Below are 26,982 nucleotides of genomic sequence, written 5' to 3' on the forward strand. Positions count from 1 at the left end.
AAACAGGGGCCGCCTCATGGCGACCCTGAATTTGATCTTTGAATCACGGAATGATCCGCCGCTTATTTGGGCTGATCTTTCTGTTGCTGGGCCTGCTGAGCAACAGCTCCTGCCGCTGCGCCAATAGCAGTCTTTTGCTCGCCAGACAGGTCATCATTGTCATCCAGCCCGGGGATCGCAACGCGCACCTCGCGGCGGGCAAAGTCGATACCGTTTTCCTTGAACGACGCCTTGACCCGGTTGAAGATTTCCTTGCGCAGTGTGAACTGCTTGCCCGGTTTGGCCATGAATTTGCCGCGGATGATCATTCCCACATCGTCAAAATCGAACACACCTTGCGACTTGAATGGTTGCAGGAAACCATCCTTGTGGGTCTCGTCTTCCATCATCTCGGCACCGATCTTTTTGAAGATCTTCTTGACCTTGTTGGGGTCCGTATCGAACGGCACGGTGAATTTCAGCTTCATGATGACCCAGTCGCGGCTGTAATTGGTTAGTTTCTGAATCTCACCATAAGGAATGGTGTGCACTGGCCCACGGTGGTGGCGCAACTGCATCGAGCGGATCGAGATTTTCTCGACCGTACCCGTGGTGCCACCAACATCGACATACTCACCCACACGAAAAGCGTCGTCGATCAGGAAGAAAATCCCACCGACGATGTCGGAAACCAACTTCTGCGCGCCGAAACCGATGGCGAGGCCCAGGATACCAGCACCGGCCAGAAGCGGTGTGATATCCAGCCCAAGGGCCCCGAGGGCCAGAAGGGCGAAGATGACTGCAATCGCAACCTGTGCCGTCACGCGCAGCAGCGGCAGAACAGTTGCCAAACGAGAGCCGCCCGCGCCGCCACCTTCGCCGGCCTCTTCATCAGGGCTCTGCTCGGATGCGGTCATCTCTTTCGCCAAGCGGCGGTTGATCCAAAGCGAGACAACCTCATTCAAGATGTAACCTACTGCGGCGATAATGAAGAATTGGATGACACGACTGCCTTCTTCCCCACTGCCACCAGCGATTTCGCTGAGGTTCAGGTTCCAGGCGCGGGCAATCATCAGGATTACGAATATTACCGCCACAACGCGGCCAATCCGAATGTAGCTGCGCTTTGTGGATTTATACGCCTGTTCCGCTACAGGTCCATCGCCTAGCATTGGTGGTTGAAGGTGGCGGACCAAACCCCTGATCAATGTGTCGAGAGCCGGAGCGATCAACAACCAGAACATGGTCGTGAAATGCGCCCCCTGAACCAGCAGAGCCAGCGATGCGGGATTGCGCTGCGCCACCAGAAATTCGACCAGCAGCCAGGTCGCAGCCGAGACCGCAACGGCGAAGTAGGGGTAGTATTTTGCTACTTCCTCGTCGAACCTGGTGTGGTCCGGGTCAGTTCCCAGCATCATCTGCGACAGACCTTCGCGCGCTTTCCATGCGATCAGGCCAATATAAATGTGAATACCTGCGTTCAGCCAGAAACCGATACGCGTTTCATCACCCGTGATCCCGTTCAGCCGGTTAAAATGCAGCAGGAACAGAGTGAAACCGATCAGGATCAGCAGCCCGATCAGGTTGCGATGCAGGTACTTTGCCCAGTGATCTTCGATGTTGACCAGACGGTAATGCGGTTTGTTCGGGGCCAGAACAAAGCGCGAGGCGGCCGCACCAAGCCGCGGTACCCAGATCAAGTAGAACACAAACGGCGCCGCGTAAGTGATTTGCTCAGGTGTCAGAAGCCCACGCCCAACCGCACGGATGACCACATAAAACACCACAAGTCCAGCGATCTCGCGACAGAAGCGACCGAAAAGATATCGGACGGCGCCCCAAAGATCACCTTCGGATTCAGCCTCGGTTTGAACATGCCAGCGGCGTGTCAGGATCTCGAACAGTTTTTCGGCGATCAAGCCCACAACCAGAACGCTGGCAACCAACCCCATCAAGACCAATGCACCGTATGAAGTGAAAGTGGCCACAAAATTCTTGATGGCGGTCGCTTGCGCGCTGAAGAGATTGGGGACGGTGGTTATGACATGTGTCCAAGAGGTGACCATTTCGGTCCAGACTTCATTAAGCTCGGTAATTGGATCCTCGCGATCCTCTGCAGCGGCTGCGTTTTTCTCGGCCACCGCGTCCAGACGCTCCAACAGAATCGAGCGGACCTGGTCATCTGACATGCGTGCAACGAGATCATCCACTTGTTCCGGTGTAAGGTCTTCCGGGATTGTCACGCTGGTCGACGTTTCGCTCGAAGTGGTCCCTGGTACCTGTGCATGAAGCGGCAGGGTCAGGAACATGACAGATACTAGCGCCAAAATCAGGCGGAGTGGGTGGAGCATGAATTTTCCCTCGATCTTAGAAATTCGATCATTTTTTAGTGATCTTAAGGCGCACCCGCCTGTTTTCCCAGACTTATTCGCGCCTTGAGGGATGCAAATGTCGGAAAACCAAAAAAAAGGCCGAGCACTAAGCTCGGCCGTAGTCCAACAGGGAGGTATGAAGATGATGAGCGTTTCAGCATCACCGCCTTCGAGAGTTCATTTAGGTGGCAGTTTGTGAACGTTCAAGGAATAACAGCGTGTAGATTGGTCATGTCCGATATGCTGTCAGTGCATATCTAAAGTTTACCCATTCTTTTCATTTGCTTACGCTGTTCAATGATCTCATCTTGAACGAAATCACGGAAGGCTGCGACACGTTTGGAGTGACGCAATTCTTCCGGATATGCCAAATAGACGGGGACATCGGCAGTTTCGATATCGGAAAGAACCGGCAGCAAATGCGGGAAGTCCTGGGTCACGTAGTCAGGTAGAACACCAATTCCCAGATTGTGCAAAACGCCCTGAAGCACCCCAAAATAGTTGTTCACCGTCAAAAGTGACCCCGGATTGTAGGTCATCAGGTGCCGCACCATCGAGGCACTTGCGCCCACCTGAGGGGCTGCGGGTGTTTGACAGATCAGGCGATGATCCTTGATGTCCTCAAGCGTATTCAACATCCCGCCATGCGTTTCGATGTATTCCTGCGTTGCATACAGCATCATCTGAACGGTCATAAGGCGTTTGCGTACCAAATCAGCTTGGCTGGGCTCTTTCATGCGAATGGCCACGTCTGCTTCGCGCATGGGCAAGTCCAGCACACGTTCTTCCAACATCAGGTCGATGTTCAGATCGGGATATTCCTCATAAAGCTTGGGTAGGCGCGGGGCGAGCCACAATGTGCCAAAGCCAAAGGTCGTGGTGACGCGTAAAACGCCAAAAACTTCTTCTTCGCTGTCGCGGATACGGGCAGCTGCTGTATCAAGTCGTTTGGACATGGCCGAGGTGGCGTCAAACAGCAACTCACCCTGTTCGGTCAGGATCAAGCCGCGAGCATGGCGGTGAAAAAGGGTCGCGTCGAGTGATTCTTCCAAAGCGCGGATTTGGCGGCTCACGGCGGATTGAGACAAATTGAGCTTGTCGCCTGCATGGGTCAGGCTGCCCGCGTCCGCAACTGCGTGAAATATTCTAAGCTTGTCCCAATCCATCGCCGCAACTTTCGTTATCCTCGGGAAGACCTATATGAAATAGGTAACAAGTTCCACAAACAAACCACGAAATGCTTAGGTTTCAGTGGATAAACTCTATACAGGTCAGCAATTGTGACCTAATATGCGCGAAGATAAAGCACACTGATCTGACGAAGGGAGACGTCTGATGAGTCAGCCACAGATTTCGCTGAATGACCGGTTTGATCTTGAGAAATCACCTGTTCTTTTGAACGGGACGCAGGCGCTTGTGCGGCTGATGTTGATGCAGAAGGCGCGCGATCAGCAAACGGGCTTAAATACAGCAGGTCTGGTGACCGGGTATCGTGGCTCGCCGCTCGGGGCGGTCGATCAGCAGATGATGCGCGCGCAAAATTACCTGACCCAGAGCGATGTGACTTTTCAATTCGGATTGAACGAGGATCTGGCCGCGACTGCGCTCTGGGGCAGTCAGCAGGCAGGTCTGCGTGGTGATGGCAAATACGATGGGGTTTTTGGCCTTTGGTATGGCAAGGGTCCGGGCGTTGACCGGTCCGGCGACGTGATGCGCCACGCGAATATGGCGGGCACAGCGCAGCATGGTGGCGTTCTGATGGCCATGGGTGATGACCACACGGGCGAAAGCTCGACCGTGTTGCACCAATCGGAATGGTCGCTGGTCGATATGTATATGCCGGTGGTCAGCCCGGCGGGCGTTCAGGAAATTCTGGACTACGGCATCTATGGCTTTGCGCTTAGCCGTTTTGCGGGTGTCTGGGTCGGGTTGAAGACCATGAAAGACACGATTGAGGTCACCTCGGTTGTGGATGGCAGGCCGGATCGGATGCAACTGGTCATGCCTGATTTTGACATGCCCGAGGGTGGGTTGAACATCAGGCTGGGCGATACACCGCATCTGCAAGAGGCACGGGTCATTGATTACAAACGCTTTGCGGCTGAAATGTTCTGCAGGGCCAACAAGCTGGACAAACGGGTCTGGGGTAAACCCGGTGCCAAGGTCGGATTCGTCGCGGCAGGCAAAAACTGGCTGGACCTGACCCATGCGCTGTCGCTGTTGAGTATCGATGAAGCAGAAGCGGAGCGTCTGGGCATTACGACCTACAAAATCGGTCAAACCTTCCCACTGGATATGACCAGTTTCCATGAATGGGCAGAGGGGCTGGACCTGATTGTGATCGTTGAAGAAAAACGAAAACTGATCGAGGTTCAGGTTAAAGAGGCCATCTTTGACGACCGTCGCGGTCGCCGGGTTTATGGCTGGTACAAAGGCGGTGCGGGCGCGCTGCATCGGGAAGAATTGTTCCCGACCCGCGATGCGCTTGATCCGATCATGATTGCCGAGAAGCTGGGCGAGATTTTGATCGAAGAAGGCCGCGACACAGACGGGGTGCGTGCCGGTCTATCAAAACTGTCCGAGGCGCGCCGAGCGGACAACGCACAAGAAATCGCAACACGTCTGCCGTATTTCTGTTCGGGCTGCCCGCATAATAGCTCGACCAAAGTACCTGAGGGCAGCCGGGCTTATGCCGGCATCGGTTGCCATTACATGGTGCAGTGGATGGATCGCGAGACGACTGGTTTCACCCAAATGGGGGGCGAGGGCGCGAACTGGATCGGTGAAGCACCGTTTTCGACCACCGAACACGTGTTTCAGAACCTGGGCGACGGAACGTATAACCATTCGGGCGTCCAGGCGATCCGCGCGGCGCTGTCGGCGGGGACGAACATGACATTCAAGATCCTGTTCAACGACGCGGTCGCCATGACCGGTGGGCAGGGGAACGAGGGTGATCTGACCGCCGAGCGGATCGTGGCCGAGGTAAAGGCCATGGGCGTTCAGCATGTCGCACTTGTCTATGATGAAAAGGAAGACGTGAACCTGAGCGCGTTGCCTGCGGGCGTGGAAAGCTTTGAACGCGCAGAGTTGATGAAGGTTCAAGACCGTTTTCGCGAGATAGAAGGTGTCTCCGTCATCGTCTACGTGCAGACCTGTGCTGCCGAGAAACGTCGCAGGCGGAAGCGCGGCGAGTTTCCGGACCCGGATAAACGCGTGTTCATTAACACCGATATCTGCGAGGGTTGCGGTGATTGCGGGGTGCAATCCAACTGCGTCTCGATCGTGCCGAAAGAGACCGAATTGGGCCGCAAACGTGCGATTGACCAATCCAGCTGTAACAAGGACTTCTCGTGTTTGAACGGGTTCTGCCCGTCTTTCGTCACGCTGGAAGGTGCGAAAATCCGGAAAGAAGCAACGAAGCAGCTTGATCTACCCGATCTGCCAATGCCGAAGCTGCCCGAAATCAACGGGACCCATAACGTCGTCATCACTGGTGTTGGCGGCACGGGTGTTGTCACGCTTGGGGCCGTTTTGGCGCAGGCTGCGCAAATCGACGGCAAAGGCGCCGGCATGATGGAGATGGCAGGGCTCGCCCAGAAAGGCGGCGCTGTGCATATCCATTGCCGTCTGGCCAACAGGCCCGAGGATATCAGTGCCATTCGTGTGGCCACGGGCGAGGCGCATGCGCTGATTGGCGGCGATCTGGTTGTCTCTGCCGGGGCCAAGACGCTGGGCCTGACACGGGCAGGGCAAACCGGCGCCGTGGTGAACAACCACGAAACGGTGACAGGTGATTTCACCCGCGATACCGAGTTCCGTATCCCCAGCGATCAATTGGAAATGGCGTTGCAGGCACGTCTTAAGGATGGGGTGAGCCTGTTTGACGCGACCGATCTGGCAAAAACCGTTATGGGGGACTCGATTTACTCAAACATGATGGTGTTCGGGGCCGCTTGGCAGCGGGGCATCTTGCCCGTCAGCCATTCGGCCATTATGGCTGCGATCGAACTGAACGGCACCGCGGTTGAACGCAACAAACGCGCTTTTGATTTTGGCCGATGGGCGGTTCTGTTTCCGGCAGAGGCACAGGCGGTGCTGGCACCGTCTGTTGCTGAGTTGCCAAAGACTCTGGATCAAATGATCGATTTCAGGGCCCAGCATCTGACCGATTACCAATCGGCCCGTCTGGGCAAACGCTACCGTAAGCTGGTCGATGACATTCAGGATGAAACGGTGCGTGAAGCCGTGGCGAAAGGCTATCATAAGCTGTTGTCCTACAAGGATGAATATGAAGTTGCACGGTTGTTGCTGAGCAGTCGCGACAAGGCCATGGCAGAGTTTGACGGCGATTTCAAAATGACCTTCCACCTGGCGCCTCCGATCCTGGGCGGGGTGGATGGCAATGGCAGACCCCGCAAACGTGCCTTTGGCGAATGGATGATGGGGCCACTGAAATTGTTGGCCCGGATGAAAACGCTGCGCGGCACGCCGCTGGATATCTTTGGCTATACCGCTGAACGACGGATGGAGCGTGCGCTGATCAAGCAATATGAAAGTGACATGAAACAGGTTCTGCCTCTGCTATCGCAGGACACGCACGACGCCATTGCAGCCTTGGCGCATTTACCGCTGGAAATCCGAGGTTTCGGCCCTGTTTTGCTGGAAAATGAGGCCAAAGCTGCAAAACGACGCGAAGAATTGCTGGCAAGCATCCGCAGCGGAGGCCCCGAATTGCGCGCTGCGGCGGAATGAGGCGTCACAAATCTGTCACAAGAGCTAGGCAAAAGTGTCGCTTAATTTATAATGCAGGCGAAATACCGGAGATCTTAGATGCCCTCGCGCCGTCATGCTGTTCGTGACATTTCCTATGCCCATTCTGCCGAAACCAAGGGTGGCCGGATGGTTATCAAGCTTATGGAAAACACAACTGGTCGGATCCGCCTGATCAAACGTGCGGATGGGTACGAAAAAGACGTCGCCAGCGGGCGTGACTTCTGGGCCGTTATGGTTGAACGCTACGGTCTGACCTTGGATGTTGTTGGTGGGGCGTTGTCGAACATCCCCAAAGACGGTCCACTGATCCTGATTGCAAACCATCCCTATGGCATCCTAGACGGATTGATGATGGGGCACATGCTGTCCGAGATGCGCGGCGATTTTCGCATCCTAGCGCATCGGGTGTTTCGCAAAGCCGAAGAGCTGAACCGCATTATCCTGCCGATCTCATTCGATGAGACGAAAGAGGCGATGAAGCTGAACCTAGAAACCCGAAAAACCGCGCTGAACTATCTGAGCGATGGCGGGGCGATTGGCATTTTCCCGGGCGGGACGGTAAGCACGGCAGTCAACCCGTTTGCCTATCCGATGGATCCGGGCTGGCGCGGGTTCACCGCGCGGATGGTGGCCAAATCAAATGCGACCGTGGTGCCGGTGTTCTTTGACGGCCACACCTCGCGCCTGTTCCAGATCGCCAGCCATTTACACAACACGTTGCGCATGGGGCTTTTGATCAAAGAGTTCAAGAAACGCGTCGATACCCCGGTAAAAGTGGTAATTGGCGAACCCATCGGGCGTGATGTTCTAGACCCGCTTGGCAAGGATACGCGCAAGATGATGGATTTCCTGCGCAAAGCCACGTATGAGCTGTCTCCGAAGCCGTTGAAGTCTTATGACTACGGCTATGAATTCGAGGAACGGCATCGCGCCTGAAGGGGCAAATGGCAGTAGGCATCTTTGATTCCGGTTTGGGCGGTCTGACCGTCTTGAACGCCGCGCAGAAACACCTGCCGGACGTTGATTTCCTGTATTATGCGGACAGTGCGCATGCGCCTTATGGCGTGCGCGATTCCGACGATATCTATGAGTTGACCCGTAAGGCGGTGCACGATCTGTGGGATCGCGGCTGCAATCTGGTGATTCTGGCCTGCAATACCGCAAGTGCGGCGGCGCTGCGGCGGATGCAGGAGGCCGGTGTGCCCGAGGGCAAGCGGGTTCTGGGCGTCTTTGTGCCCCTGATCGAGGCGTTGACAGAACGGCAATGGGGCGACAACTCACCCCCGCGGGAAGTGGCGGTTAAGCATGTGGCGCTGTTTGCCACACCTGCCACCGTCTCCAGTCGGGCCTTTCAGCGGGAACTGGCGTTCCGCGCGATTGGTGTCGATGTCGAAGCACAGGCCTGCGGCGGTGTGGTCGACGCCATCGAAGATGGCGATATGATCCTGGCCGAAGCGCTGGTGCGCAGCCACGTGGACGCTCTGAAACGGAAAATGCCAGAGCCTCAGGCCGCTATTCTGGGCTGTACACATTATCCGCTTATGGCCCAAACCTTTCAGGCGGCTTTGGGCCCGGAGGTACAGGTGTTCAGCCAGGGTGATCTGGTTGCCGAAAGCCTGGCGGACTATCTGCAGCGCCACCCCAATATGCTGGGCGAGGGCGGCGGCGGGTTCCTGACCACGGGTAAGCCCGGGTTTGTCAGCGACCGGGCCACACAATTCCTCCGACGACAAATCACGTTCGAGGCGGCCTGACTTAGGTCAAGGCGCATCCTTTTCGAAATTCTGAATATAAAGACCGTCACATCGGCGGTCACATCTCGTGACACATGTAAAGAAGAGGTCTGATATGACCCATAAAATCGCAATTCTGGGCGCCTCGGGCTATACTGGCGCTGAACTGGTGCGGCTGATTGCCGAGCACCCGAATATGGACATCGTTGCCCTGGCCGCCGAGCGCAAAGCCGGGCTGTCTATGGCGCAGGTTTTTCCGCATCTGCGCCATATGGACCTGCCGGATCTGTGCAAAATCTCGGAAATCGATTTCTCGCAGATTGATCTGTGTTTCTGCGCCTTGCCACATAAGACCAGTCAGGAGGTGATCCGGGATCTGCCAAAAAACCTGAAGATCATCGACTTGTCTGCAGATTTCCGGCTGCAGGACCCGGATGAGTATGAGAAATGGTACGGTAACCCGCACAGTGCTTTGGAGCAGCAGGAAGAGGCTGTTTATGGTCTGACCGAGTTCTACCGGGACGACATCCGCACTGCGCGGCTGGTCGCTGGCACGGGTTGCAACGCGGCAACCGGGCAATATGTGCTGCGGCCGCTGATCAGCGCCGAAGTGATTGATCTGGACGATATCGTTCTGGACCTGAAATGCGCGGTGTCGGGGGCAGGGCGCTCGCTCAAGGAAAACCTATTGCATGCGGAGTTGAGCGAGGGTGCAAATGCCTATGCTATCGGAGGCACGCATCGGCATCTGGGGGAGTTCGATCAGGAGTTTTCCAGACTTGCTGGCCGGACCGTGCATATACAATTTACACCCCACCTGATCCCGGCCAACCGAGGTATTCTTGCGACCAGCTACCTAAAGGGCGATCCGCAAAGCGTCTATGAAACGCTTGTGAAGGCCTATGCGGACGAGCCCTTCATCGAAGTGCTGCCAATGGGCGAGGCCCCATCGACCCACCATGTGCGCGGTTCGAATTTCTGCCATATCGGCGTGGTGGCGGATCGGATCGAGCGGCGCGCGATCGTGGTTGCGGCACTGGATAACCTGACAAAAGGTAGCAGCGGTCAGGCCTTGCAGAACGCCAATCTGATGTTAGGTGAGGACGAAACCAAAGGCCTGATGATGGCCCCGCTTTTCCCGTGAGGACGGTATGAAATCGCTCAAGAAACGTCGTCGGATACAGGTTATTCTGGTCGCGGTGGTTGCTTTGGCGGCCTCAACGGCGTTGATTGGGTGGGCCTTGCAGGATGGGATCAATTTCTTCCGATCCCCCAGCGAAGTGATTGCCGAGCCGCCCGAGCCTACGGAAGTTTTCCGGATTGGCGGCCTGGTCGCGGAAGGCTCGATCCAGCGTGGGCAGGGCGAGACTGTTCGTTTTGTCGTGACCGATGGTGGCGAAAGCGTGCCGGTGGCCTTTACCGGTGTATTGCCCGATCTGTTTTCGGAAAACCAGGGCATGGTCGGGACCGGGCGTTACGTGAACGGTGTGTTTGAAGCGACTGAAATCCTGGCCAAACATGACGAGACCTATATGCCGAAAGAGGTGATGGACGCGCTGAAAGAACAAGGCGTTTATCAAGAGCCAAGCGAAGGCTAAACGCAGCGCTGCTGCGTGCCCCCGGCGGAGGTATTTTTGAACAGAAGAACAAGGGGCGTTGCGCGCGAAGGGCGGGCAGCGCCCTGTGTTGTTTGAGGATATTAAGCTTACTGATGGACCGTTTCACCTGACAGAGCATTCGGGGGACGACATGCAGACGGTTCGGGATATAGCGACAGAGATTGTGGCGCGCGAAGGTGGATTTGTGGATGATCCGGATGATCCAGGTGGTGCTACGAATTTTGGTGTGACCATCTACACCATGCGGCGGTTGGGACTTGATCTGACGGGTGACGGGCACATTGACACGAGCGATGTGCGCGCGCTGAGCAAGCGGCAGGCGATTGACATTTTTGTGCGGCATTACTTTGAAAAACCTCGGATTTCAGCGTTGCCCGTGGTGCTGCACGCGTCGGTTTTTGACATGTATGTCAATGCGGGCAGCCAGGCCGTGAAAATCCTGCAGCGTTTGCTGCGCGAGATGGGGTTTGACGTCTCAGTGGACGGCGTGATCGGGCCGCAGACCACTCGCGCCTGCGCGCAGGCGGCCCTGCCGGGGGAGGTAGCCTTGCGCGATGCATATGGGGTGGCGCGACGGAACTACTATTTTCGCTTGGCCGATCGCAGGCCTGCCTCGCGCAAATATGCGCGTGGCCGTGCGGGAGGCAAAGGGGGGTGGATCAAACGCGCCGAGGAGTTCCTTTCTTCGAAGTACCACCTGACCGACGCGCAGTTTGAGGAAAGGGTCGCAGCATGGGGCTGATATCGGGCATTCTGGGTTTTCTGTTTGGTGGCGGGCGCAATGTTGTGCGTGAAACGGCAGAGGTTTTTCGGGAAAACGCCGAAGAGGGTGCGCAGCGGGCATTGACGGTTCAAAGCCTGGCGATGGCGCAGTTCGGGGCCGAGTTTCAGGGGCCGCGTAAGGGCGGTTTTGACCGATTCATGGATGGTTTGAACCGTTTACCCCGCCCAGCGCTGGCTTTGGGGACATTGGGTTTGTTTGTGGCCGCGATGATCGATCCCTTGTGGTTTGCCGCCCGTATGCAGGGCATTGCACTGGTGCCGGAACCGCTTTGGTGGCTTTTGGGTGTGATCGTTTCGTTCTATTTCGGCGCGCGCCATCAGGCCAAGGCACAGGAGTTGCAGCGTGAGATTTCGGATACGATGATGCGTGCACCCAAGGTGCTGGCCAATTTGCGCAGCCTGGCTCAGATGCGCAGTGACAGCCCTGGCATTGCTGATCCGGGCCCGGATGCGGGTTTGCAGATTGAGGTCGCACAAGTGGATGACAATCCGGCCTTGACCGAATGGAAACGGCTGAGGCACGCCTGAGCCGCGACACTATGTTCGGAAGAATTTGGCGAAAGTTATTGGCGCACCATGTAGCTGGGCGGTATATCCTGAGGCATGATTACAGAGCTTGGTCACTTCGCCCTCATCCTCGCATTTATGATTGCCATCGTTCAAAGCGTGGTCCCTCTGATCGGGGCCGCGAAACGCTGGACCGGATGGATGGTCTTTGCCGAACCTGCGGCGATCTCCCAATTTTTGCTGACGGCGTTTTCCTTTGGGGCGCTGGTCTGGGCATTTACGACTTCGGACTTCTCGCTTCGGATCGTGGTGGAAAACAGTCATTCGGCGAAACCGATGATCTACAAGATCAGCGGAACCTGGGGCAACCACGAAGGATCGATGCTGTTATGGGTTCTGATCGTGACCTTGTTCGGGGCCATGGCGGCGCTGTTTGGCGGCGGGCTGCCACCTACCTTGAAAGCGCGTGTTCTGGCGGTTCAATCGGCCGTCGCCGTAGCGTTTTTTGCGTTTATTCTGTTTACATCGAACCCATTTGATCGGCTGGCAGTTGCGCCATTTGATGGGCGTGATCTAAACCCGCTGTTGCAGGACCCCGGCTTGGCGTTTCACCCGCCGTTTCTGTATCTGGGATATGTGGGCCTGAGCATGTCGTTCAGCTTTGCCGTTGCAGCGTTGATCGAAGGTCGGGTTGATGCGGCCTGGGGTCGTTGGGTGCGGCCCTGGACACTGGCGGCCTGGGTGTTTCTGACGATAGGTATCGCACTTGGATCCTGGTGGGCCTATTACGAGCTGGGCTGGGGCGGGTTCTGGTTCTGGGACCCGGTTGAAAACGCCTCGTTCATGCCCTGGTTGCTGGCGGCAGCATTGTTGCATTCGGCCATCGTTGTTGAAAAACGTGAAGCGTTGAAAAGCTGGACCATTCTTCTGGCGATCATCGCCTTTGGATTCTCGCTAATCGGAACATTCATTGTCCGTTCGGGGCTTCTGACATCGGTCCACGCCTTTGCCACCGACCCGGAACGGGGTGTGTTCATTCTGATGATTCTGGTCTTTTTCACCGGCGGTGCGCTAACCCTGTTCGCGGCCCGCGCCCAGACGATGGAGGCCAAGGGCGTGTTTGGCGTCGTCAGCCGCGAAAGCGCGCTGGTCGTGAATAATGTCCTGCTGGCGGTAAGTTGTTTCGTGGTCTTCGTGGGAACGATGTGGCCGATGGTGGCCGAGATGATGTTTGACCGGACGCTTTCGGTCGGGCCGCCATTTTTCAACTTTGCCTTCACGCCATTCATGGTGCTGCTGGGGCTAGTTCTGCCAATCGGTGCATTGCTGCCGTGGAAGCGTGGCAGACTTGGAAAAACCGCATGGTCTTTGCGCTACGCGTTTCTGCTGGCGCTGGCTGTGGCGCTTTTGGTTTGGGCCATGCAGACGGGGCGCAGTGCGCTGGGGCCTGTGGGGCTGTTTCTTGGGGTCTGGATCACCTGCGGCGCAATCATCGATCTTTGGAGCAGAACGGGCCGAAAAGGCAGCCTCAGGCGCTTGTTCCGCCTGCCCGGTGCGGATTGGGGCAAGGCGATTGCCCATACCGGTTTGGGTGTCACGATCTTTGCGATTGCTGGCCTGACCGCGTGGGAGATCGAAGACATCCGTGTTGCTCAGCCCGGAGCACCTTTTGAAGTTGGACAGTTCACCCTGACGCTGGAAGATGTGCGGCGTGTTCAGGGGCCCAACTATTTCTCGACCATGGCCGATATCTCGGTCGAGACAAACGGTCGGCCCTTGGGAATGCTTCACCCTGAAAAGCGGGATTATCCCGTTGCACGTATGCCCACGACCGAAGCTGCGATTGACTATCGCATTTGGCGAGACCTCTATGTGGTGATCGGGGACCAACAGGCCGATGGGGGTTGGGTCGTGCGGACCTATATCAAACCTTTCGCCAACTGGATTTGGGCGGGATGTATCCTGATGGCCTTGGGCGGTGTTTTCAGCCTGTGTGATCGCCGTTTCCGGGTGGCTGCTGGCGCACGTAAGACGCCTGTATCCGGGGTGCCTGCGGAATGAAACGCCTGATCCTGATCCTAATGCTGTGGGTTGCTCCGGCATATGCTGTGCAGCCTGATGAAGTTCTGGATGACCCGGTGCTTGAGCAGCGGGCCCGTGATCTGAGCGCCGAACTGCGGTGTCTGGTCTGCCGGAACGAAAGCATTGATGAAAGCAACGCGGATCTGGCTCGCGATCTGCGCCTTTTGGTCCGCGAGCGTCTGGTTGCCGGGGATAGTGACGAAGAAGCGATGGCCTTTATCGTCGACCGATATGGTGAATATGTGCTTCTCCGGCCCCAGATTTCAGGCGCCAACCTAATGCTGTGGCTTGCAGGGCCGTTCATGTTGTTGGCTGCAGCGGGCATGGGATGGGCGTTTGTCCGCAACCGGTCAAGGGCTCAAGCAGTTGAGGCTGATGATACGCTCAGCGATGAAGAAAAAGAACGGCTGCGCAAGATTCTCGACGGCTGACGTTCGGTTCCACTTTCCCTTGCTGTTCGAATAGGTCAGGGTTCGCAAAACCTGGCGCGAGGGGAGGCTTTATATGAACTACGAAACGATCCTGTTGGATATCACTGACGGTCTGGCCGTTCTGACGTTCAACCGCCCGGACAAAATGAACGCACTGACCACTCAGATGCGGGCAGAGATCACCCATGCGATGAAAGAGGCCGCTCGCAATGCGCGCTGCGTGGTGCTGACCGGGGCTGGACCGGCCTTTTGCTCGGGTCAGGATCTGGGCGATGCCTCATCAACCGGCAAGATCGATCTGGAACGGTCCTTGCGCGACGAATATGAGCCGATGCTCGAAGCGATCCACGATTGCCCGGTGCCAACCATTGCAGCGGTAAACGGCGCGGCTGCGGGAGCAGGGGCGAACCTTGCCTTATGCGCCGATGTGGTGATTGCAAGTGAAAGCGCATACTTCCTGCAGGCCTTTGCCCGGATCGGCCTGTTGCCTGATGCTGGTGGCACCTGGTTCATGCCGCGCCAGATGGGTTTGGCCAAGGCCATGGGCGCAGCGCTTTTTGCCGAAAAGATCAGTGCCCGTCAGGCCGATGACTGGGGCCTGATCTGGGAAGCGGTCGCCGATGACGATTTCGCCGCGCATTGGCGCAAGCGCGCCGAGTATTTGGCGAATGGCCCAACAGCTGGCTTCGCGGCCATAAAAACGGCCCTGCGCGGTACATATGAAAACACGCTGACCCAGCAGCTCAAGACCGAGGCGAGCCTGCAGGGAGACTGCGGGCGCTCGCGTGACTTTGCCGAAGGTGTCGTGGCCTTTCTGGAGAAGCGCCCCGCCAAGTTCGAGGGGCGCTGAGCGCAATCAGGCCCGGCGGCGCCGACGCGTGCGTCGTTCCGGGGCCGCTTCCTCTCCGGTTCCGTCCGAGGCCGAAGAAAATGGCCCCAAAGCATCGGTGATCTGATCAAGCGTCGGGCGTTCGGCCCGTGGGGTCGTATCCAACGCCTCGCGCATTTTCTCTACATGGGCGGGCATTGTGCCACAGCAACCGCCGATGATCTTCGCGCCCGCATCCCGCGCCATGACGGCATATTGGGCCATCAGATCAGGCGTTCCGTCATACTTGATGCTGCCATCTACATATTTTGGGATGCCTGCATTCCCTTTGGACACCAGCGGGCGCTGAGTGCCTTGCGCGACAAATCCTAGAACGGTGCGCATGATATCCGAAGAGCCGGTGCCGCAATTGGCACCAAAGGCCAGTGGCGGGTTCTCGAAAGTTTCAACCAACTGCGCCAGATCGGCGGAGGTTACGCCCATCATCGTGCGACCTGCAGTATCAAAGCTCATGGTGCCGCACCATGGCATATCGGCCAGAGCAAACGCTTCGGCCGCCGCGCGGAATTCTTCGGGGGCGCTTATGGTTTCGACCCACAAGACGTCTGCGCCGCCTTCTTTCAAAGCGGCGGCCTGTTCGTGAAACATCTCGACCGCGTCACCGTGCGACAGGCTGCCGACCGGTTCCATGATCTCGCCCGTTGGTCCGACAGAACCGGCTACAATAACGGTGCGCCCGGATGCATCGGCCACTTCGCGGCCAAGCTCGGCCCCGATCCGGTTCAGCTCGGTCACGCGGTTCTGCGCATCGTGAAGTTTCAAACGCGCCGCTGTTCCGCCGAATGTGTTGGTCAGGAACAGATCACTGCCAGCATCGACCCAGCCCTGATACAAAGCCTTGATTTTTTCAGGCGAATCCACGTTCCACAGCTCGGGCGCGTCACCCGATTGCAGACCCATATTGAATAGGTTGGTCCCCGTTGCACCATCGGCCAGAATTATGTCGGCGGTGTTTAGAAGGTCGGTGAGCGCATTTGTCATGAGAAAAGCCCGAAAATTGGCGCAAAGCGCCATTATGAATAACAGACGCCCCGTGTCACATGACCGGGGCGTCAAATCAAATTCATAATACTCATGAACATCATGAGCGGTGCTGCAAAGAGACTTAGATGTCGGCCTCAGCCATAACCTGTTCTTTGGCTTCGACCAGAAGTTCCGCCATCTTCGCGCGAATTTTGGCTTCATCGGCAAGATCGCCCAAGTAGCCTTTGACCGCATTGACGACGTCATCTTCGTTGACGTGCTTCAGGTCGGTTTGAACCAGTTCCTGACCATATTTGCGCGCCTGTTCTACGGTTTCGCCTTTCAGGGTCGAGGCCCAGACAGCCATGAACCGGTTGCGGCGCATACGGGCGATGAACTGCATTTTTTCGTCATGCGCAAATTTCGTTTCAAACGCATTTTCACGTTCGTCAAAGGTGGTCATGAGACAAGGACCTCTTGGGTTGCTATTACTCTGTTGATGATATGACCATACGGCAGCACGGGTGCAAGGGATTTGCGCTGTGTCAAAGTCTCGCTGCCTTGCAAACTTGCGGGGAAGGGGGGCATGGACTATGAGGGCGCCAACCAGCGGGACTCATTCCCACTGCTCAGACTGGAAAGGTCGCTTATGGCGCGTCGCAAGAAAATCTACGAAGGCAAAGCCAAGATTCTGTATGAAGGTCCTGAACCGGGCACAATCGTGCAGTATTTCAAGGATGACGCCACCGCTTTCAACGCGGAGAAGAAGGACGTGATTGACGGTAAGGGCGTTCTGAATAACCGCCTGTCTGAATTCTTCATGAACGGTCTGAACCAGATCGGTGTGCCGACCCATTTCATCCGTCGCCTGAATATGCGGGAACAGCTGGTGCGCAATTGCGAAATCGTGCCGCTGGAAATCATCGTACGCAACTATGCGGCCGGGACCATGTCCAAGCGTCTGGGCATCGCCGAAGGCACGCAGCTGCCACGTCCGATTGTCGAATATTGCTACAAAGACGATGCTCTGGGTGATCCTTTGGTTACCGAGGAACACATTGCCGCCTTTGGCTGGGCCAGCCAGCAAGATATGGACGATATCCTCAGCCTTGCCCTGCGCGTGAACGATTTCATGAGCGGCGTCATGATGGCCGTTGGCATTCGACTGATCGACTTCAAGATCGAAATCGGCCGCGTCTTTGATGGTGACTATCAACGATTGATCGTCGCCGATGAGATCAGCCCCGACAGCTGCCGCCTGTGGGATATTGAAACAGGCCAGAAACTGGATAAAGACGTCTTCCGCCGCGATCTGGGCAATCTGACAGATGCCTATTCCGAGGTCGCGCGTCGCCTGGGCGTTCTGCCCCAAAGCAACGTGACCAAGCCGACGCTGATCAACTAGGCGATACTGGTCTGAATTCCGTGAAGGCGCCGCTTATCCTTAGCGGCGCTTTTTCTGTTTCAGAACGTTTGACAGCTTATGCGTTCCTGATCATGTTTGGATTTAAGCAGCCAAATAGCTTGCGATCGGGGTGATCTAACGCATGACGGAATTGTTTGATCAGGCAGTTTTCCTGAAGTTCTTGGCCGCCGTGCTGGCAATTTTTAACCCGCTCTATAACATTCCGATCTTTCTCAGCATGACCAAGAACTGTTCGGCAGCGGAACGTCGTCATGTTGCGATTGTCGTTGCAATTTCTGTCACGATAATCGCATTGGCCGCCGTGCTGACAGGCGAAAGAATCCTTGGGATTTTTGGCATAGATGTGCCGTCTTTCCGGATCGCGGGCGGTATCATCATTTTCGGAATAGGTATGTCGATGCTGAAGGCCGAGGATCGCACCCCTGGCGATCAGGCCGCCGTAGCGGACGGACATCAACGAAAGCTGAACTTTGCTGTTGTTCCGTTGGCGATCCCTTTGACGATCGGGCCCGGCACGATTGCAATTACCATTGTGTTTTCGCATCAGCTGTCTGACGGTACGGAAATCCTGACGCTGGGTGCTGCGATATTGATTGCCTGTGCAATAGTCGGGTTGGGATTGTTGTTCGCGGATCAAATCTCGCGCCTTGTAGGCGAGACGATGATCAACGTTGTGACCCGTATCATGGCGATATTGTTAATGGCCGTTGCGGTCGAAATGGTTTTGACCGGCACATTCAATGCGATCGATGCGCACTATCCTGCATTGTCCAAGGGTGACGGCTAGGGTACCACCTGCGGCAAACTGCGGATCATACAGGGTTGTTCAATGCACCCAACCACGCTATCCCCCGCGCAACGGAATAGGGCCGGCCTGCGGCCCCAGGTGGAGTTGCGAAAATGAAAGCACGGGTGCATGTGATGCTCAAGAATGGGGTGCTTGACCCTCAGGGTGAGGCGGTACGGCACGCACTAGGCGCCATGGGCTTTGATCAGGTCGAAGGCGTTCGGCAGGGCAAGGTGATCGATCTGGAGCTTGCAGACGGCGCGACCGAGGCGGATGTGACCGAGATGTGTGAAAAGCTGTTGGCCAATACGGTCATCGAGCGTTACGAGATCGAACTGGTCTGATCCAGGCCCATAAGGAGGGTTTGCCATGCGCGCTGCCGTTATCGTCTTCCCCGGATCGAATTGCGACCGGGATCTTGCCGTGGCTTTCAAGCAAGCCGGTTTTCAGGTCGATATGGTCTGGCACAAGGATGCGACGCTGCCTGACGGCGTTGATATCGTCGGTGTTCCAGGCGGATTCTCCTATGGCGACTATCTGCGCTGTGGGGCGATCGCGGCCCAATCGCCGATCTGTCAGGCGGTGGTCGATCACACCAAACGCGGCGGGTATGCAATGGGGGTCTGCAATGGATTCCAGATCCTGACCGAAACCGGCATTCTTCCAGGCGCATTGCTGCGAAATGCGGGCCTGAAATACATCTGCAAGACCGTGGGCCTGAAGGTTGAAACTAGCAGCAGCCCCTTTACCGAAGGCTACAACGCAGGTGACGTGATCGGAATCCCGATTGCCCATCATGACGGCAACTATTTCGCCGATGACGATACATTGTCCACGCTGCGGGACCAGGACCGCGTTGCGTTCACCTATACCGAGAATCCGAATGGCTCGGTCGGGGATATCGCGGGCATCCTGTCGGAAAATCGTCGCGTTCTCGGCATGATGCCGCATCCGGAACGGGCCGCGGATCAGGGGCATGGTGGCACCGACGGTACGGCATTGTTCCGCGCATTGTCGGGCGTCCTGTCGCCAGCGTGACTTGAGGTCAGATCATAGCGCGCGTACCTTCTGGGGATGAGTACAGAGGTTCGCACTGGCTGGTCCAAACTTCTACGACCCTTTCGCGGCGCGCCGCTTGGTTGGCGATTGCGACTGGCCGTTTTTGTCCTATTGGCCGCCACGGTTGTGACGGTCTGGACGACGAACCGTTTGCTGACGGATCGTTTTACCCAAGATACGCGCAATAGAGCCGAGCTCAGGCTGACACTCGACTCGGGCAACCTGGTCAGTGAGCTGCGCCGCAATGCCATTGTGCCGCAATTGTTGGCGCGCGATCCGACGCTGATTTCTGCCCTGCGCTCCAGCGACTATACGCTGTCGACCCAGCGTTTGATTTCATTTGTCGAAGAGATTGGTGCAGCGTCGCTGATGCTTCTTGATAGCGATGGGCGGTCTGTTGCCGCAACCGATCGTAACCGTCTGGGTGAGGCACATCGCAACGCGCCTTATTTTGTGGATGCGATACGGTCAAATTCGACGATTTTCTCGGTCATCCCGCGAGAGGCCGGTGGCTATAGTTTTGTCTATTCACGCCGTATCCAGGGAAACTCGGACATACTCGGCGTGATCGTGGTCGAGGTCGACCTGCAGAAGTTCGAAACCGCCTGGGCGCGGATTGCACATGCGGTGCTGGTCACTGACAGCGCCGGCAACATCATCCTGTCGACCGAACCACAATGGCGCGGGTTGGATGAAGAGGCGGCGATGCTGCGCCAACCGCCGCTCAGCGCTATTCAACGCGCGATCCGCGTGACCACAGATTGGACCGCGCTGCCGCCGGATGCCTATCTTCAGGGTGAGGCGGTGATGCGGATGGAAAAACGCATTCCGTTTCGCGGCTGGCAAATGACATCCTTCACCACATTCGAGTCAGTGCGCGAGCGGGTGAACAGCGTTTTAGCGCTTGAGATCATGGGATTTGCGATTCTTCTGGCGCTGGCCTTCTACGCACTCAGCCGCCGCGCCACCTTGCGGATGGCGCTGTTCCAGCGCGAGTCGGCAGAGCTTCGCGCATTGAACACAAGGCTGCAGCGGGAAATTGCTGAGCGGGAACGGGTTGAAAAGACGCTGGATTTGGCCGAGCAGACGCTTGCCCAAAGTTCGAAACTGGCGGCGTTGGGAGAGATGTCGGCAGCGGTGAGTCACGAGTTGAATCAACCTTTGGCTGCAATGAAAACCTATCTGGCGGGTGCGCGGCTGCTTTTGCGCCGAAACAGGCCCGAAGAGGCATTGGCCAGCTTTGGCCGCATCGATGGTCTGATCGAGCGGATGGGCGCAATCACCCGACAGCTCAAATCCTATGCGCGCAAGGGTGCGGATGCGTTTTCGCCCGTAAATCTTGGAGAAGCGCTGGCTTCGTCGCTGTCGATGATGGAGCCGCAATTGCGCCAAAGACATGTTAAGATCACTCAGATTCTGCCCGAAGAGCCGGTGTTGGTGAACGGAGATCGGATGCGGATCGAACAGGTTATGGTCAACCTGTTGCGCAATGCTCTGGACGCCACCAAGTCGGTAGCTGAGCCGGATGTGGAAATCATCTTGGCCGCGGGAGATATGGCGGTGCTAACCGTGCGCGACAATGGCTATGGGATCGATGACATCGAGAACCTGTTCGAGCCGTTCTATACCACCAAACAGCCCGGCGATGGCGTCGGGCTGGGGCTTGCCATCTCGTCCGGGATCGTGAACGACCATGGCGGACGGCTGACTGCGCGTAACGGCCAGCACGGCGGCGCGGTGTTTGAAATGCAATTGCCCATCTTGGGCAGCGACGGCCTTGAGGCCGCAGAATAAAAGGGAAGACTATGGCCCAAGCCATGAAGATCGCCATTGTGGATGATGAACAGGACATGCGCCAGTCAATCAGCCAATGGCTGGCATTGTCGGGGTATGACACCGAAACCTTTGCCAGCGCTGAGGATGCGCTGAAAGTTCTGGGCCCCGAATATCCGGGGATTGTGATCTCGGACATCAAGATGCCCGGCATGGATGGCATTCAATTGCTGAAAAAGCTGATGGGGGCGGACAGCACTCTGCCTGTGATCATGATCACCGGTCACGGCGACGTCCCTATGGCGGTTGAAGCGATGCGCGTTGGCGCGTTTGATTTCCTTGAGAAGCCCTTTAACCCGGATCGTATGTCGGAATTGGCGAAGCGGGCCAGCAATGCCCGCCGTCTGACCTTGGACAACCGGGCCCTGCGCCGAGAGCTATCGGGTGGCACCCAGATCATGAACAAACTGATTGGCGCTAGCCCTGTGATGGAGCGTTTGCGCGAGGATATACTGGACCTTGGTCAAGCCGATGGCCACGTGCTAATTGACGGTGAAACCGGGACTGGGAAGACCCTTGTTGCGCATGCTCTGCATGCAGTGGGCAGCCGAGCTGGCAAGAAGTTCGTTCTGGTTTCCTGCGCAGCGCTGGAAGAAGAGGCTTTGTCTAAACGTCTGTTTGGCCCGATGATGCCCGAGGACGCGCAACTGCCCGCGATTGAAGAGGCGCGCGGTGGAACACTGGTTCTGGAAGACGTTGAAGCGCTGAGCGACACGCTACAGGCGCGCTTGCTAAGCGTGATGAACGAACAGGGCACCCCGGCAGAAACGCGCATCGTTGCGATTTCCAACCTGCAAGAGGCCGGAAAGACCAGCGAGGACGTGCTGCGCCCCGATCTGTTCTACCGTCTGGCGGCACTACGGATAACCATGCCGCCTTTGCGGCAGCGGGGCGAAGACATTCTGACCCTGTTCACGCGCCTGAGCGAGCAGTTTGCCGAGGAATACGGCTGCGAGGCACCGCAGGTGAGTGCGCAAGAAGCCGCACAATTGTTGCAGGCCCCGTGGCCGGGCAATGTGCGTCAGTTGATCAACATCGCGGAACGCGCTGTGCTGCAATCGCGGCGCGGGTCGGGGACGATTGCGTCATTGCTGATGTCGGATCACGAGGAAATGCAGCCGGTGATGACCACCGAAGGTAAGCCTTTGAAGGAATACGTCGAAGCGTTCGAACGGATGCTGATCGACAACACGATGCGCCGTCACAAGGGATCGATCGCGTCAGTGATGGATGAGCTATGCCTGCCGCGCCGGACGTTGAACGAGAAGATGGCCAAGTACGGTCTTCAACGGTCGGACTATTTGTGAACAAGGGGAGGGGGCCAGCCCCCTCTTGAGCCGTTGGCTCAATTCACCCCCGGGATATTTTTTGGCCAGATGAAGGGGATCCTGCGCTGTGTTGGCAGGCGGGATGCAGTTTGCCCATTGTGTTTTCCACAGGACTGCTTTTATTGTGTCCGGACGGGCCGGACCTTTTTCGTGTCTTTAAGTCCCGATTTTTTGAGTTTCGCTGTTTTGCCGAAGGTGAACGTTGGTTTTCATCGCAAAGCAGACCGATTGTGCCCCTTTCCCCGGGGCAGTGGAGTGCCTGAGCCCGATGCGTCGGGCGAAAGGAATAAATGGGCAGGCAGCGGTGAGCCGCGTCTGTCGGAGAAGAACCGCGATGACGCGCGCGCAACGTTTGAAAGACCGGGCAGGGGGCCAGAGCGCCAGACCCTGCCGCGCGCCGTCTAATATCGCCCTGACAAGACACCTTCCCAAATGCGCCTGTCCGCCTGGACAGGTCAGGACAACGCGTTTGGCGCGGTGCACCAAGGACACATGGCTAAGAAAATGCTTATCGATGCCACCCACGCGGAGGAAACCCGCGTCGTGGTGGTCGACGGAAACAAGGTCGAGGAGTTCGATTTTGAATCCGAAAACAAACGCCAGCTTGCTGGCAACATCTATCTTGCAAAAGTAACCCGGGTAGAGCCGTCGCTGCAGGCGGCCTTTGTGGATTATGGTGGGAACCGGCATGGATTCCTGGCGTTTTCTGAGATTCATCCCGATTACTATCAGATCCCCGTCGCCGACCGTGAGGCGCTGATGGAGGAAGAGCGCGCTTATGCCGAAGCGATGAGAGCGCGCGATGAGGCGGAAGAGGTCAAGCCGAAAAAGCGCCGCCGCTCGCGCACCAAAGCGGCGGATGTGAAATCCGATGATGCGGTTGACTCGATTGAAGTGTCGAACGAACCGACCGGCATGGAAACCATCGACCTGGAAGAGGGGGAAGAAGCGGATCTGGCGGTTGAGGAAGGAACCTCGCCTGCGGATCGTGTCGCCGAAACACCCGTCGAAGAACCGGTTGATGAAGTTGAGACCTCCGATGACACGGTTGCCGAGGAGATAACCCAAGAGGGTGTGGAAGACGCGGCGCCGGAAGAAGCATCTGAGGCCGAAGCAGAAGCGGTGGCTGAAGAGGCTGCAGAATCTGAACCGGCAGATCCTGCCAACGAGATCGAACAAGCCAAGTCTGACTCCGATACCGATGAAGGTGAAGAGGGTGAAGCACGATCGGACGCGGCTGAAAAAGACGCATCCATCGAATCTGTGGCTGACGAGGATGACAGCGAAGATATTCGCCCGCCGCGCAAGCCCCGCCCGCGCCGGTACAAAATTCAGGAAGTCATCAAGGTCCGTCAGGTTCTGCTGGTGCAGGTGGTCAAGGAAGAGCGTGGCAACAAAGGGGCAGCGCTGACCACCTATCTGTCTCTGGCAGGGCGCTATTGTGTTCTGATGCCCAACACAGCCCGTGGCGGCGGCATTAGCCGTAAGATCACCAACGCACCTGATCGTAAGAAACTGAAAGAAATCGCCGCCGAGATCGATGTGCCAACGGGCGCTGGGTTGATTATCCGTACTGCGGGGGCCAAGCGCACGAAGTCCGAGATAAAGCGCGACTATGAGTATTTGCAGCGCCTGTGGGAGCAGATCCGCGAGCTGACGCTCAAATCCATCGCACCTGCAAAGATCTATGAAGAAGGCGATCTGATCAAACGGTCGATCCGTGATCTTTATAACCGCGATATCGATGAGGTTCTTGTCGAAGGCGAGGGCGGCTATCGCATCGCCAAGGATTTCATGAAAATGATCATGCCGTCCCACGCCAAGAACGTGAAACGATATGAGGACGCGTTGCCACTATTCGCGCGCTATCAGGTCGAAAGCTATCTGGCCGGGATGTTCAACCCGACCGTTCAGCTGAAATCGGGTGGCTACATCGTTATCGGCGTGACCGAAGCGCTTGTGGCGGTTGATGTGAACTCAGGGAGAGCAACTAAGGAAGGCTCGATCGAGGAGACGGCGCTGAAGACCAACCTTGAGGCAGCGGAAGAGGTGGCACGCCAGCTGCGTCTGCGCGACCTGGCGGGTCTGATCGTGATCGATTTCATCGATATGGACGAGCGCAAGAACAACTCGGCCGTAGAGAAGCGCCTGAAAGACAAGCTTAAAACCGACCGTGCGCGCATCCAGGTGGGCCGCATTTCGGGCTTTGGCCTGCTGGAGATGTCGCGCCAGCGCCTGCGCCCCGGCATGCTGGAGGCAACCACGCAGCCGTGCCCGCATTGTCATGGCACCGGCCTGATCCGCTCGGACGACAATATGGCACTGTCGATTCTGCGTCAGATCGAAGAGGAAGGCACCCGCCGCCGTTCGCGCGAAGTTCTGGTGCGTTGCCCGGTTGGGATTGCCAACTTTCTGATGAACCAGAAGCGCGAGCATATCGCTCAGATCGAGGCGCGCTATGGTCTCTCTGTGCGTGTCGAAGGGGATTTGCATCTGGTCAGCCCGGATTTCTCGATGGAGAAATTCAAGACGGCCAGCCGGATCGTGCCCGAGGCGACCGCGCCGGTTGTATCTGTTGATGCGTCGCTGATGGATATGGTTGACGAGACTGATGAGGACGAGGTCGAGGACGAAACCGTTCAGGCCGAAGAAGAGGTCAAGCCCAAGCGTAAACGTCGCCGTCGTCGCCGCAAGAAGGGTGGAAATTCTGGCGAGCAACAGGATGGCGAGGCTGACGCGTCCGAGGCAACTCCCGAAGAGGTAACGCCGGACGACATCCCAGCGGAAAGCGCTCAGGAAGACCGAGAGGCCACAGGCGAAGAGGAAAAACCCGCCAAGCCGAAACGCCGCCGGGCGCCGCGTCGCAAGAAAAAAGACACCGAACCCGTTGCGGCAGAGGTTGAGGTGGCAGATGCCGAAGTTCAGCAAGACCCTGAAGTGCAAGCGGCTGAGGATGCCTCGGTTGAACCTTCAGAATCTGCGACAGGGCCTGAAGTGGCTGAGACGGCCGTAGAAGAAGCACCCGTTCCGGCTGAGGGACTTGCGCCGGAGCAAGACGAACCTGAACAGGCAGCTGAAGAGTCCGTTGCTGTGGAAGAGGTTGCAGAACCTTCCACCCAAGAAGTTGTAGAGCCTGCCGTAGAAGAAGCTCAGGCCGAACCCGTTCTGGAAACGGTGGCAGAAGAGCCAGAGCAACCAAGCGAACCCGCCAAACCCAAACGGCGCGGCTGGTGGTCGCTGGGCAGCTAAACCAAATAGAAAAGGCGGGTTTGGCGCCCGCCTTTTTCGTTGCCTCTTCGGGCCTCGATCAGCCTTGTTTCTGGATCAGATAGACCTGATGCCCGTTCTCTTCGCCTTGCGAAACGAGTTTGTGGCCAGACTCAGTGCAGAAATGCGGTACATCTACGATTGCGGCGGGGTCATCAGCCAATACGCGCAGCACCGCGCCGCCGGGCATGGATTTCAGCCGTTTGCGCGCCTTCAGCACAGGCAGGGGGCAAAGCAGCCCAAGCGCATCAAGGGTCTCAGTTGGATTTGACATAAGGGTCAGATATTTCCACTTTGCCATGGTGTCCAGTGTGCAACCACGAGGTTGTGACTGATTGGCCCCGTGACGAAGCCGCTTTCATGCCATATGTGCAGGTCTATGTTCGGAATAGATATCATCGACGCGGGACTTCTGCCTGCCATGTTCATCGCCATGATCGGCGGGTTGATTAGCTTTCTGTCACCCTGCGTTTTGCCGATTGTGCCACCCTACCTGGCCTATATGAGCGGTGTGACCATCAACGAGATGCAGGATGAGGCGCGTGCCCGACGCAAGGCGACGCTGTCTGCGCTGTTTTTTGTGCTGGGTCTGTCAACCGTCTTCTTGCTGCTGGGGTTCACTGCATCGGCCTTTGGGGCGTTTGTTCTGAAGAATCAAGAGCTTTTTGCCAAAGCTTCCGGCGCGGTGGTGATCATCTTTGGCCTGCATTTTCTGAACGTGTTCCGTATCCCGCTCTTGGATCGTGAGGCGCGGGTTGAAACTGGTGATTCCGGAGGGTCCGTATTTGGAGCCTACATTCTGGGTCTCGCCTTTGCCTTCGGGTGGACACCCTGCATCGGCCCGCAGCTTGGGGCGATCCTGTCACTTGCCGCGTCCGAGGCTTCGGTCGCGCGCGGCACGCTTCTGTTGGGCGTATATGCGGCAGGTTTGGGCATTCCGTTTCTGCTGGCAGCGATGTTCCTGAACCGCTCGATGCATGTGATGAATCGGATCAAGCCCTATATGGGTACGATTGAAAAGGTGATGGGCGGGCTGTTGCTGTTTGTTGGCATCATGCTGATCACCGGTCTGTTCACCGAATTCAGCTGGTGGCTGCTGGAAACTTTCCCGGCGCTAGCGGTACTGGGCTGATCCATCTTACCTTGGC

General features: G+C 57.0%; 23 protein-coding genes. 18 read left to right on the forward strand and 5 right to left on the reverse strand.

Annotated features, from left to right (window positions below):
- Positions 1-62: 62 nt before the first annotated feature.
- Both ACR0JE_RS00235 and ACR0JE_RS00240 read right to left on the reverse strand, forming a co-directional pair.
- Positions 63-2,330 (reverse strand): mechanosensitive ion channel family protein, encoded by a 2,268-nt coding sequence (locus tag ACR0JE_RS00235; protein ID WP_480862192.1) that lies wholly within the window; start codon positions 2,328-2,330, stop codon positions 63-65.
- A gap of 278 nt (positions 2,331-2,608) precedes the next feature.
- Positions 2,609-3,517, reverse strand: a complete 909-nt coding sequence (locus tag ACR0JE_RS00240) for a LysR family transcriptional regulator (protein ID WP_480862194.1) — start codon at positions 3,515-3,517, stop codon at positions 2,609-2,611.
- Positions 3,518-3,686: 169 nt separating this feature from the next.
- On the opposite strand from ACR0JE_RS00240, the gene ACR0JE_RS00245 reads away from it, so the two are divergent.
- The 10 genes from ACR0JE_RS00245 (at position 3,687) to ACR0JE_RS00290 (ending at position 15,132) form a co-directional block, all read left to right on the forward strand.
- The gene (locus tag ACR0JE_RS00245) at positions 3,687-7,106 is read left to right on the forward strand and encodes an indolepyruvate ferredoxin oxidoreductase family protein (protein ID WP_480862196.1); all 3,420 of its coding nucleotides are present in this window, start codon (positions 3,687-3,689) and stop codon (positions 7,104-7,106) included.
- A gap of 78 nt (positions 7,107-7,184) precedes the next feature.
- Complete coding sequence (locus ACR0JE_RS00250) at positions 7,185-8,063, forward strand: lysophospholipid acyltransferase family protein (RefSeq protein ID WP_170536929.1); 879 nt, start codon at positions 7,185-7,187, stop codon at positions 8,061-8,063.
- 8 nt (positions 8,064-8,071) lie between these two features.
- A complete protein-coding gene (locus ACR0JE_RS00255; RefSeq protein WP_480541629.1) occupies positions 8,072-8,881 on the forward strand; it encodes a glutamate racemase in 810 nt (269 codons plus the stop codon).
- 94 nt (positions 8,882-8,975) lie between these two features.
- Positions 8,976-10,004, forward strand: coding sequence for an N-acetyl-gamma-glutamyl-phosphate reductase (gene argC / locus ACR0JE_RS00260; protein WP_480549355.1), 1,029 nt, complete (start codon positions 8,976-8,978; stop codon positions 10,002-10,004).
- A gap of 7 nt (positions 10,005-10,011) precedes the next feature.
- On the forward strand, positions 10,012-10,458 hold the full coding sequence (gene ccmE, locus ACR0JE_RS00265; RefSeq protein WP_480549353.1) for a cytochrome c maturation protein CcmE: 447 nt from the start codon (positions 10,012-10,014) through the stop codon (positions 10,456-10,458).
- Positions 10,459-10,609: 151 nt separating this feature from the next.
- A complete protein-coding gene (locus ACR0JE_RS00270) occupies positions 10,610-11,221 on the forward strand; it encodes a holin-associated N-acetylmuramidase (protein ID WP_480827387.1) in 612 nt (203 codons plus the stop codon).
- On the forward strand, positions 11,212-11,790 hold the full coding sequence (locus ACR0JE_RS00275; RefSeq protein WP_480862198.1) for a holin family protein: 579 nt from the start codon (positions 11,212-11,214) through the stop codon (positions 11,788-11,790). The genes ACR0JE_RS00270 and ACR0JE_RS00275 overlap by 10 nt, the downstream gene beginning before the upstream one ends.
- 75 nt (positions 11,791-11,865) lie before the next feature.
- On the forward strand, positions 11,866-13,830 hold the full coding sequence (locus ACR0JE_RS00280) for a heme lyase CcmF/NrfE family subunit (protein ID WP_480862200.1): 1,965 nt from the start codon (positions 11,866-11,868) through the stop codon (positions 13,828-13,830).
- Complete coding sequence (locus tag ACR0JE_RS00285; RefSeq protein WP_170536916.1) at positions 13,827-14,282, forward strand: cytochrome c-type biogenesis protein; 456 nt, start codon at positions 13,827-13,829, stop codon at positions 14,280-14,282. The genes ACR0JE_RS00280 and ACR0JE_RS00285 overlap by 4 nt, the downstream gene beginning before the upstream one ends.
- A gap of 73 nt (positions 14,283-14,355) precedes the next feature.
- Complete coding sequence (locus tag ACR0JE_RS00290) at positions 14,356-15,132, forward strand: enoyl-CoA hydratase-related protein (protein WP_480541619.1); 777 nt, start codon at positions 14,356-14,358, stop codon at positions 15,130-15,132.
- Between the two features lie 6 nt (positions 15,133-15,138).
- Here ACR0JE_RS00290 and bmt read toward each other — a convergent pair whose 3' ends face one another.
- Together bmt and ACR0JE_RS00300 are read right to left on the reverse strand one after the other, a co-directional pair.
- Positions 15,139-16,152 (reverse strand): betaine--homocysteine S-methyltransferase, encoded by a 1,014-nt coding sequence (bmt, locus tag ACR0JE_RS00295; RefSeq protein WP_480862202.1) that lies wholly within the window; start codon positions 16,150-16,152, stop codon positions 15,139-15,141.
- A gap of 124 nt (positions 16,153-16,276) precedes the next feature.
- A complete protein-coding gene (locus ACR0JE_RS00300; RefSeq protein WP_480498172.1) occupies positions 16,277-16,597 on the reverse strand; it encodes a DUF1476 domain-containing protein in 321 nt (106 codons plus the stop codon).
- Positions 16,598-16,783: 186 nt separating this feature from the next.
- Here ACR0JE_RS00300 and purC point away from each other — a divergent pair, with 186 nt between their 5' ends.
- The 7 genes from purC (at position 16,784) to ACR0JE_RS00335 (ending at position 25,816) form a co-directional block, all read left to right on the forward strand.
- The gene (purC, locus tag ACR0JE_RS00305; RefSeq protein ID WP_480541761.1) at positions 16,784-17,539 is read left to right on the forward strand and encodes a phosphoribosylaminoimidazolesuccinocarboxamide synthase; all 756 of its coding nucleotides are present in this window, start codon (positions 16,784-16,786) and stop codon (positions 17,537-17,539) included.
- Positions 17,540-17,681: 142 nt separating this feature from the next.
- On the forward strand, positions 17,682-18,347 hold the full coding sequence (locus ACR0JE_RS00310) for a MarC family protein (RefSeq protein ID WP_480827390.1): 666 nt from the start codon (positions 17,682-17,684) through the stop codon (positions 18,345-18,347).
- A 113-nt stretch (positions 18,348-18,460) separates the two neighbouring features.
- Positions 18,461-18,691 (forward strand): phosphoribosylformylglycinamidine synthase subunit PurS, encoded by a 231-nt coding sequence (purS, locus tag ACR0JE_RS00315; RefSeq protein ID WP_117872765.1) that lies wholly within the window; start codon positions 18,461-18,463, stop codon positions 18,689-18,691.
- Positions 18,692-18,716: 25 nt separating this feature from the next.
- Entirely contained in the window at positions 18,717-19,385 is a 669-nt protein-coding gene (purQ, locus tag ACR0JE_RS00320; protein WP_353007408.1) for a phosphoribosylformylglycinamidine synthase subunit PurQ, read from the forward strand.
- Positions 19,386-19,421: 36 nt separating this feature from the next.
- Entirely contained in the window at positions 19,422-21,200 is a 1,779-nt protein-coding gene (locus ACR0JE_RS00325; protein WP_170536903.1) for an ATP-binding protein, read from the forward strand.
- A gap of 11 nt (positions 21,201-21,211) precedes the next feature.
- Complete coding sequence (locus ACR0JE_RS00330) at positions 21,212-22,546, forward strand: sigma-54-dependent transcriptional regulator (RefSeq protein ID WP_480549335.1); 1,335 nt, start codon at positions 21,212-21,214, stop codon at positions 22,544-22,546.
- Between the two features lie 513 nt (positions 22,547-23,059).
- A complete protein-coding gene (locus ACR0JE_RS00335) occupies positions 23,060-25,816 on the forward strand; it encodes an Rne/Rng family ribonuclease (protein ID WP_480862772.1) in 2,757 nt (918 codons plus the stop codon).
- Positions 25,817-25,874: 58 nt separating this feature from the next.
- Here the strand turns inward: ACR0JE_RS00335 and ACR0JE_RS00340 are convergent, their stop codons facing one another.
- Entirely contained in the window at positions 25,875-26,108 is a 234-nt protein-coding gene (locus ACR0JE_RS00340; protein ID WP_480498428.1) for a sulfurtransferase TusA family protein, read from the reverse strand.
- Between the two features lie 105 nt (positions 26,109-26,213).
- Between ACR0JE_RS00340 and ACR0JE_RS00345 the strand changes: the two genes are divergently transcribed.
- Entirely contained in the window at positions 26,214-26,966 is a 753-nt protein-coding gene (locus tag ACR0JE_RS00345; protein WP_480549331.1) for a cytochrome c biogenesis CcdA family protein, read from the forward strand.
- Positions 26,967-26,982: the final 16 nt, after the last annotated feature.

It is taken from the genome of Ruegeria sp. H3 (genome assembly GCF_056533095.1).

What these genes read in the sequence shown, in the direction of transcription:
- ACR0JE_RS00275 (WP_480862198.1), top strand. Translation starts at nt 11,212, where the DNA reads ATGGGGCTGATATCGGGCATTCTGGGTTTTCTGTTTGGTGGCGGGCGC.
- purC (WP_480541761.1), top strand. Translation starts at nt 16,784, where the DNA reads ATGGCGCGTCGCAAGAAAATCTACGAAGGCAAAGCCAAGATTCTGTAT.
- ACR0JE_RS00235 (WP_480862192.1), bottom strand. Translation starts at nt 2,330, where the DNA reads ATGCTCCACCCACTCCGCCTGATTTTGGCGCTAGTATCTGTCATGTTC.
- ACR0JE_RS00250 (WP_170536929.1), top strand. Translation starts at nt 7,185, where the DNA reads ATGCCCTCGCGCCGTCATGCTGTTCGTGACATTTCCTATGCCCATTCT.
- purS (WP_117872765.1), top strand. Translation starts at nt 18,461, where the DNA reads ATGAAAGCACGGGTGCATGTGATGCTCAAGAATGGGGTGCTTGACCCT.
- ACR0JE_RS00335 (WP_480862772.1), top strand. Translation starts at nt 23,060, where the DNA reads ATGGCTAAGAAAATGCTTATCGATGCCACCCACGCGGAGGAAACCCGC.
- ACR0JE_RS00310 (WP_480827390.1), top strand. Translation starts at nt 17,682, where the DNA reads ATGACGGAATTGTTTGATCAGGCAGTTTTCCTGAAGTTCTTGGCCGCC.
- ACR0JE_RS00345 (WP_480549331.1), top strand. Translation starts at nt 26,214, where the DNA reads ATGTTCGGAATAGATATCATCGACGCGGGACTTCTGCCTGCCATGTTC.
- ACR0JE_RS00245 (WP_480862196.1), top strand. Translation starts at nt 3,687, where the DNA reads ATGAGTCAGCCACAGATTTCGCTGAATGACCGGTTTGATCTTGAGAAA.
- purQ (WP_353007408.1), top strand. Translation starts at nt 18,717, where the DNA reads ATGCGCGCTGCCGTTATCGTCTTCCCCGGATCGAATTGCGACCGGGAT.
- ACR0JE_RS00255 (WP_480541629.1), top strand. Translation starts at nt 8,072, where the DNA reads ATGGCAGTAGGCATCTTTGATTCCGGTTTGGGCGGTCTGACCGTCTTG.
- ccmE (WP_480549353.1), top strand. Translation starts at nt 10,012, where the DNA reads ATGAAATCGCTCAAGAAACGTCGTCGGATACAGGTTATTCTGGTCGCG.
- ACR0JE_RS00270 (WP_480827387.1), top strand. Translation starts at nt 10,610, where the DNA reads ATGCAGACGGTTCGGGATATAGCGACAGAGATTGTGGCGCGCGAAGGT.
- ACR0JE_RS00300 (WP_480498172.1), bottom strand. Translation starts at nt 16,597, where the DNA reads ATGACCACCTTTGACGAACGTGAAAATGCGTTTGAAACGAAATTTGCG.
- ACR0JE_RS00285 (WP_170536916.1), top strand. Translation starts at nt 13,827, where the DNA reads ATGAAACGCCTGATCCTGATCCTAATGCTGTGGGTTGCTCCGGCATAT.
- ACR0JE_RS00330 (WP_480549335.1), top strand. Translation starts at nt 21,212, where the DNA reads ATGGCCCAAGCCATGAAGATCGCCATTGTGGATGATGAACAGGACATG.
- ACR0JE_RS00325 (WP_170536903.1), top strand. Translation starts at nt 19,422, where the DNA reads ATGAGTACAGAGGTTCGCACTGGCTGGTCCAAACTTCTACGACCCTTT.
- ACR0JE_RS00280 (WP_480862200.1), top strand. Translation starts at nt 11,866, where the DNA reads ATGATTACAGAGCTTGGTCACTTCGCCCTCATCCTCGCATTTATGATT.
- ACR0JE_RS00240 (WP_480862194.1), bottom strand. Translation starts at nt 3,517, where the DNA reads ATGGATTGGGACAAGCTTAGAATATTTCACGCAGTTGCGGACGCGGGC.
- ACR0JE_RS00290 (WP_480541619.1), top strand. Translation starts at nt 14,356, where the DNA reads ATGAACTACGAAACGATCCTGTTGGATATCACTGACGGTCTGGCCGTT.
- bmt (WP_480862202.1), bottom strand. Translation starts at nt 16,152, where the DNA reads ATGACAAATGCGCTCACCGACCTTCTAAACACCGCCGACATAATTCTG.
- argC (WP_480549355.1), top strand. Translation starts at nt 8,976, where the DNA reads ATGACCCATAAAATCGCAATTCTGGGCGCCTCGGGCTATACTGGCGCT.
- ACR0JE_RS00340 (WP_480498428.1), bottom strand. Translation starts at nt 26,108, where the DNA reads ATGTCAAATCCAACTGAGACCCTTGATGCGCTTGGGCTGCTTTGCCCC.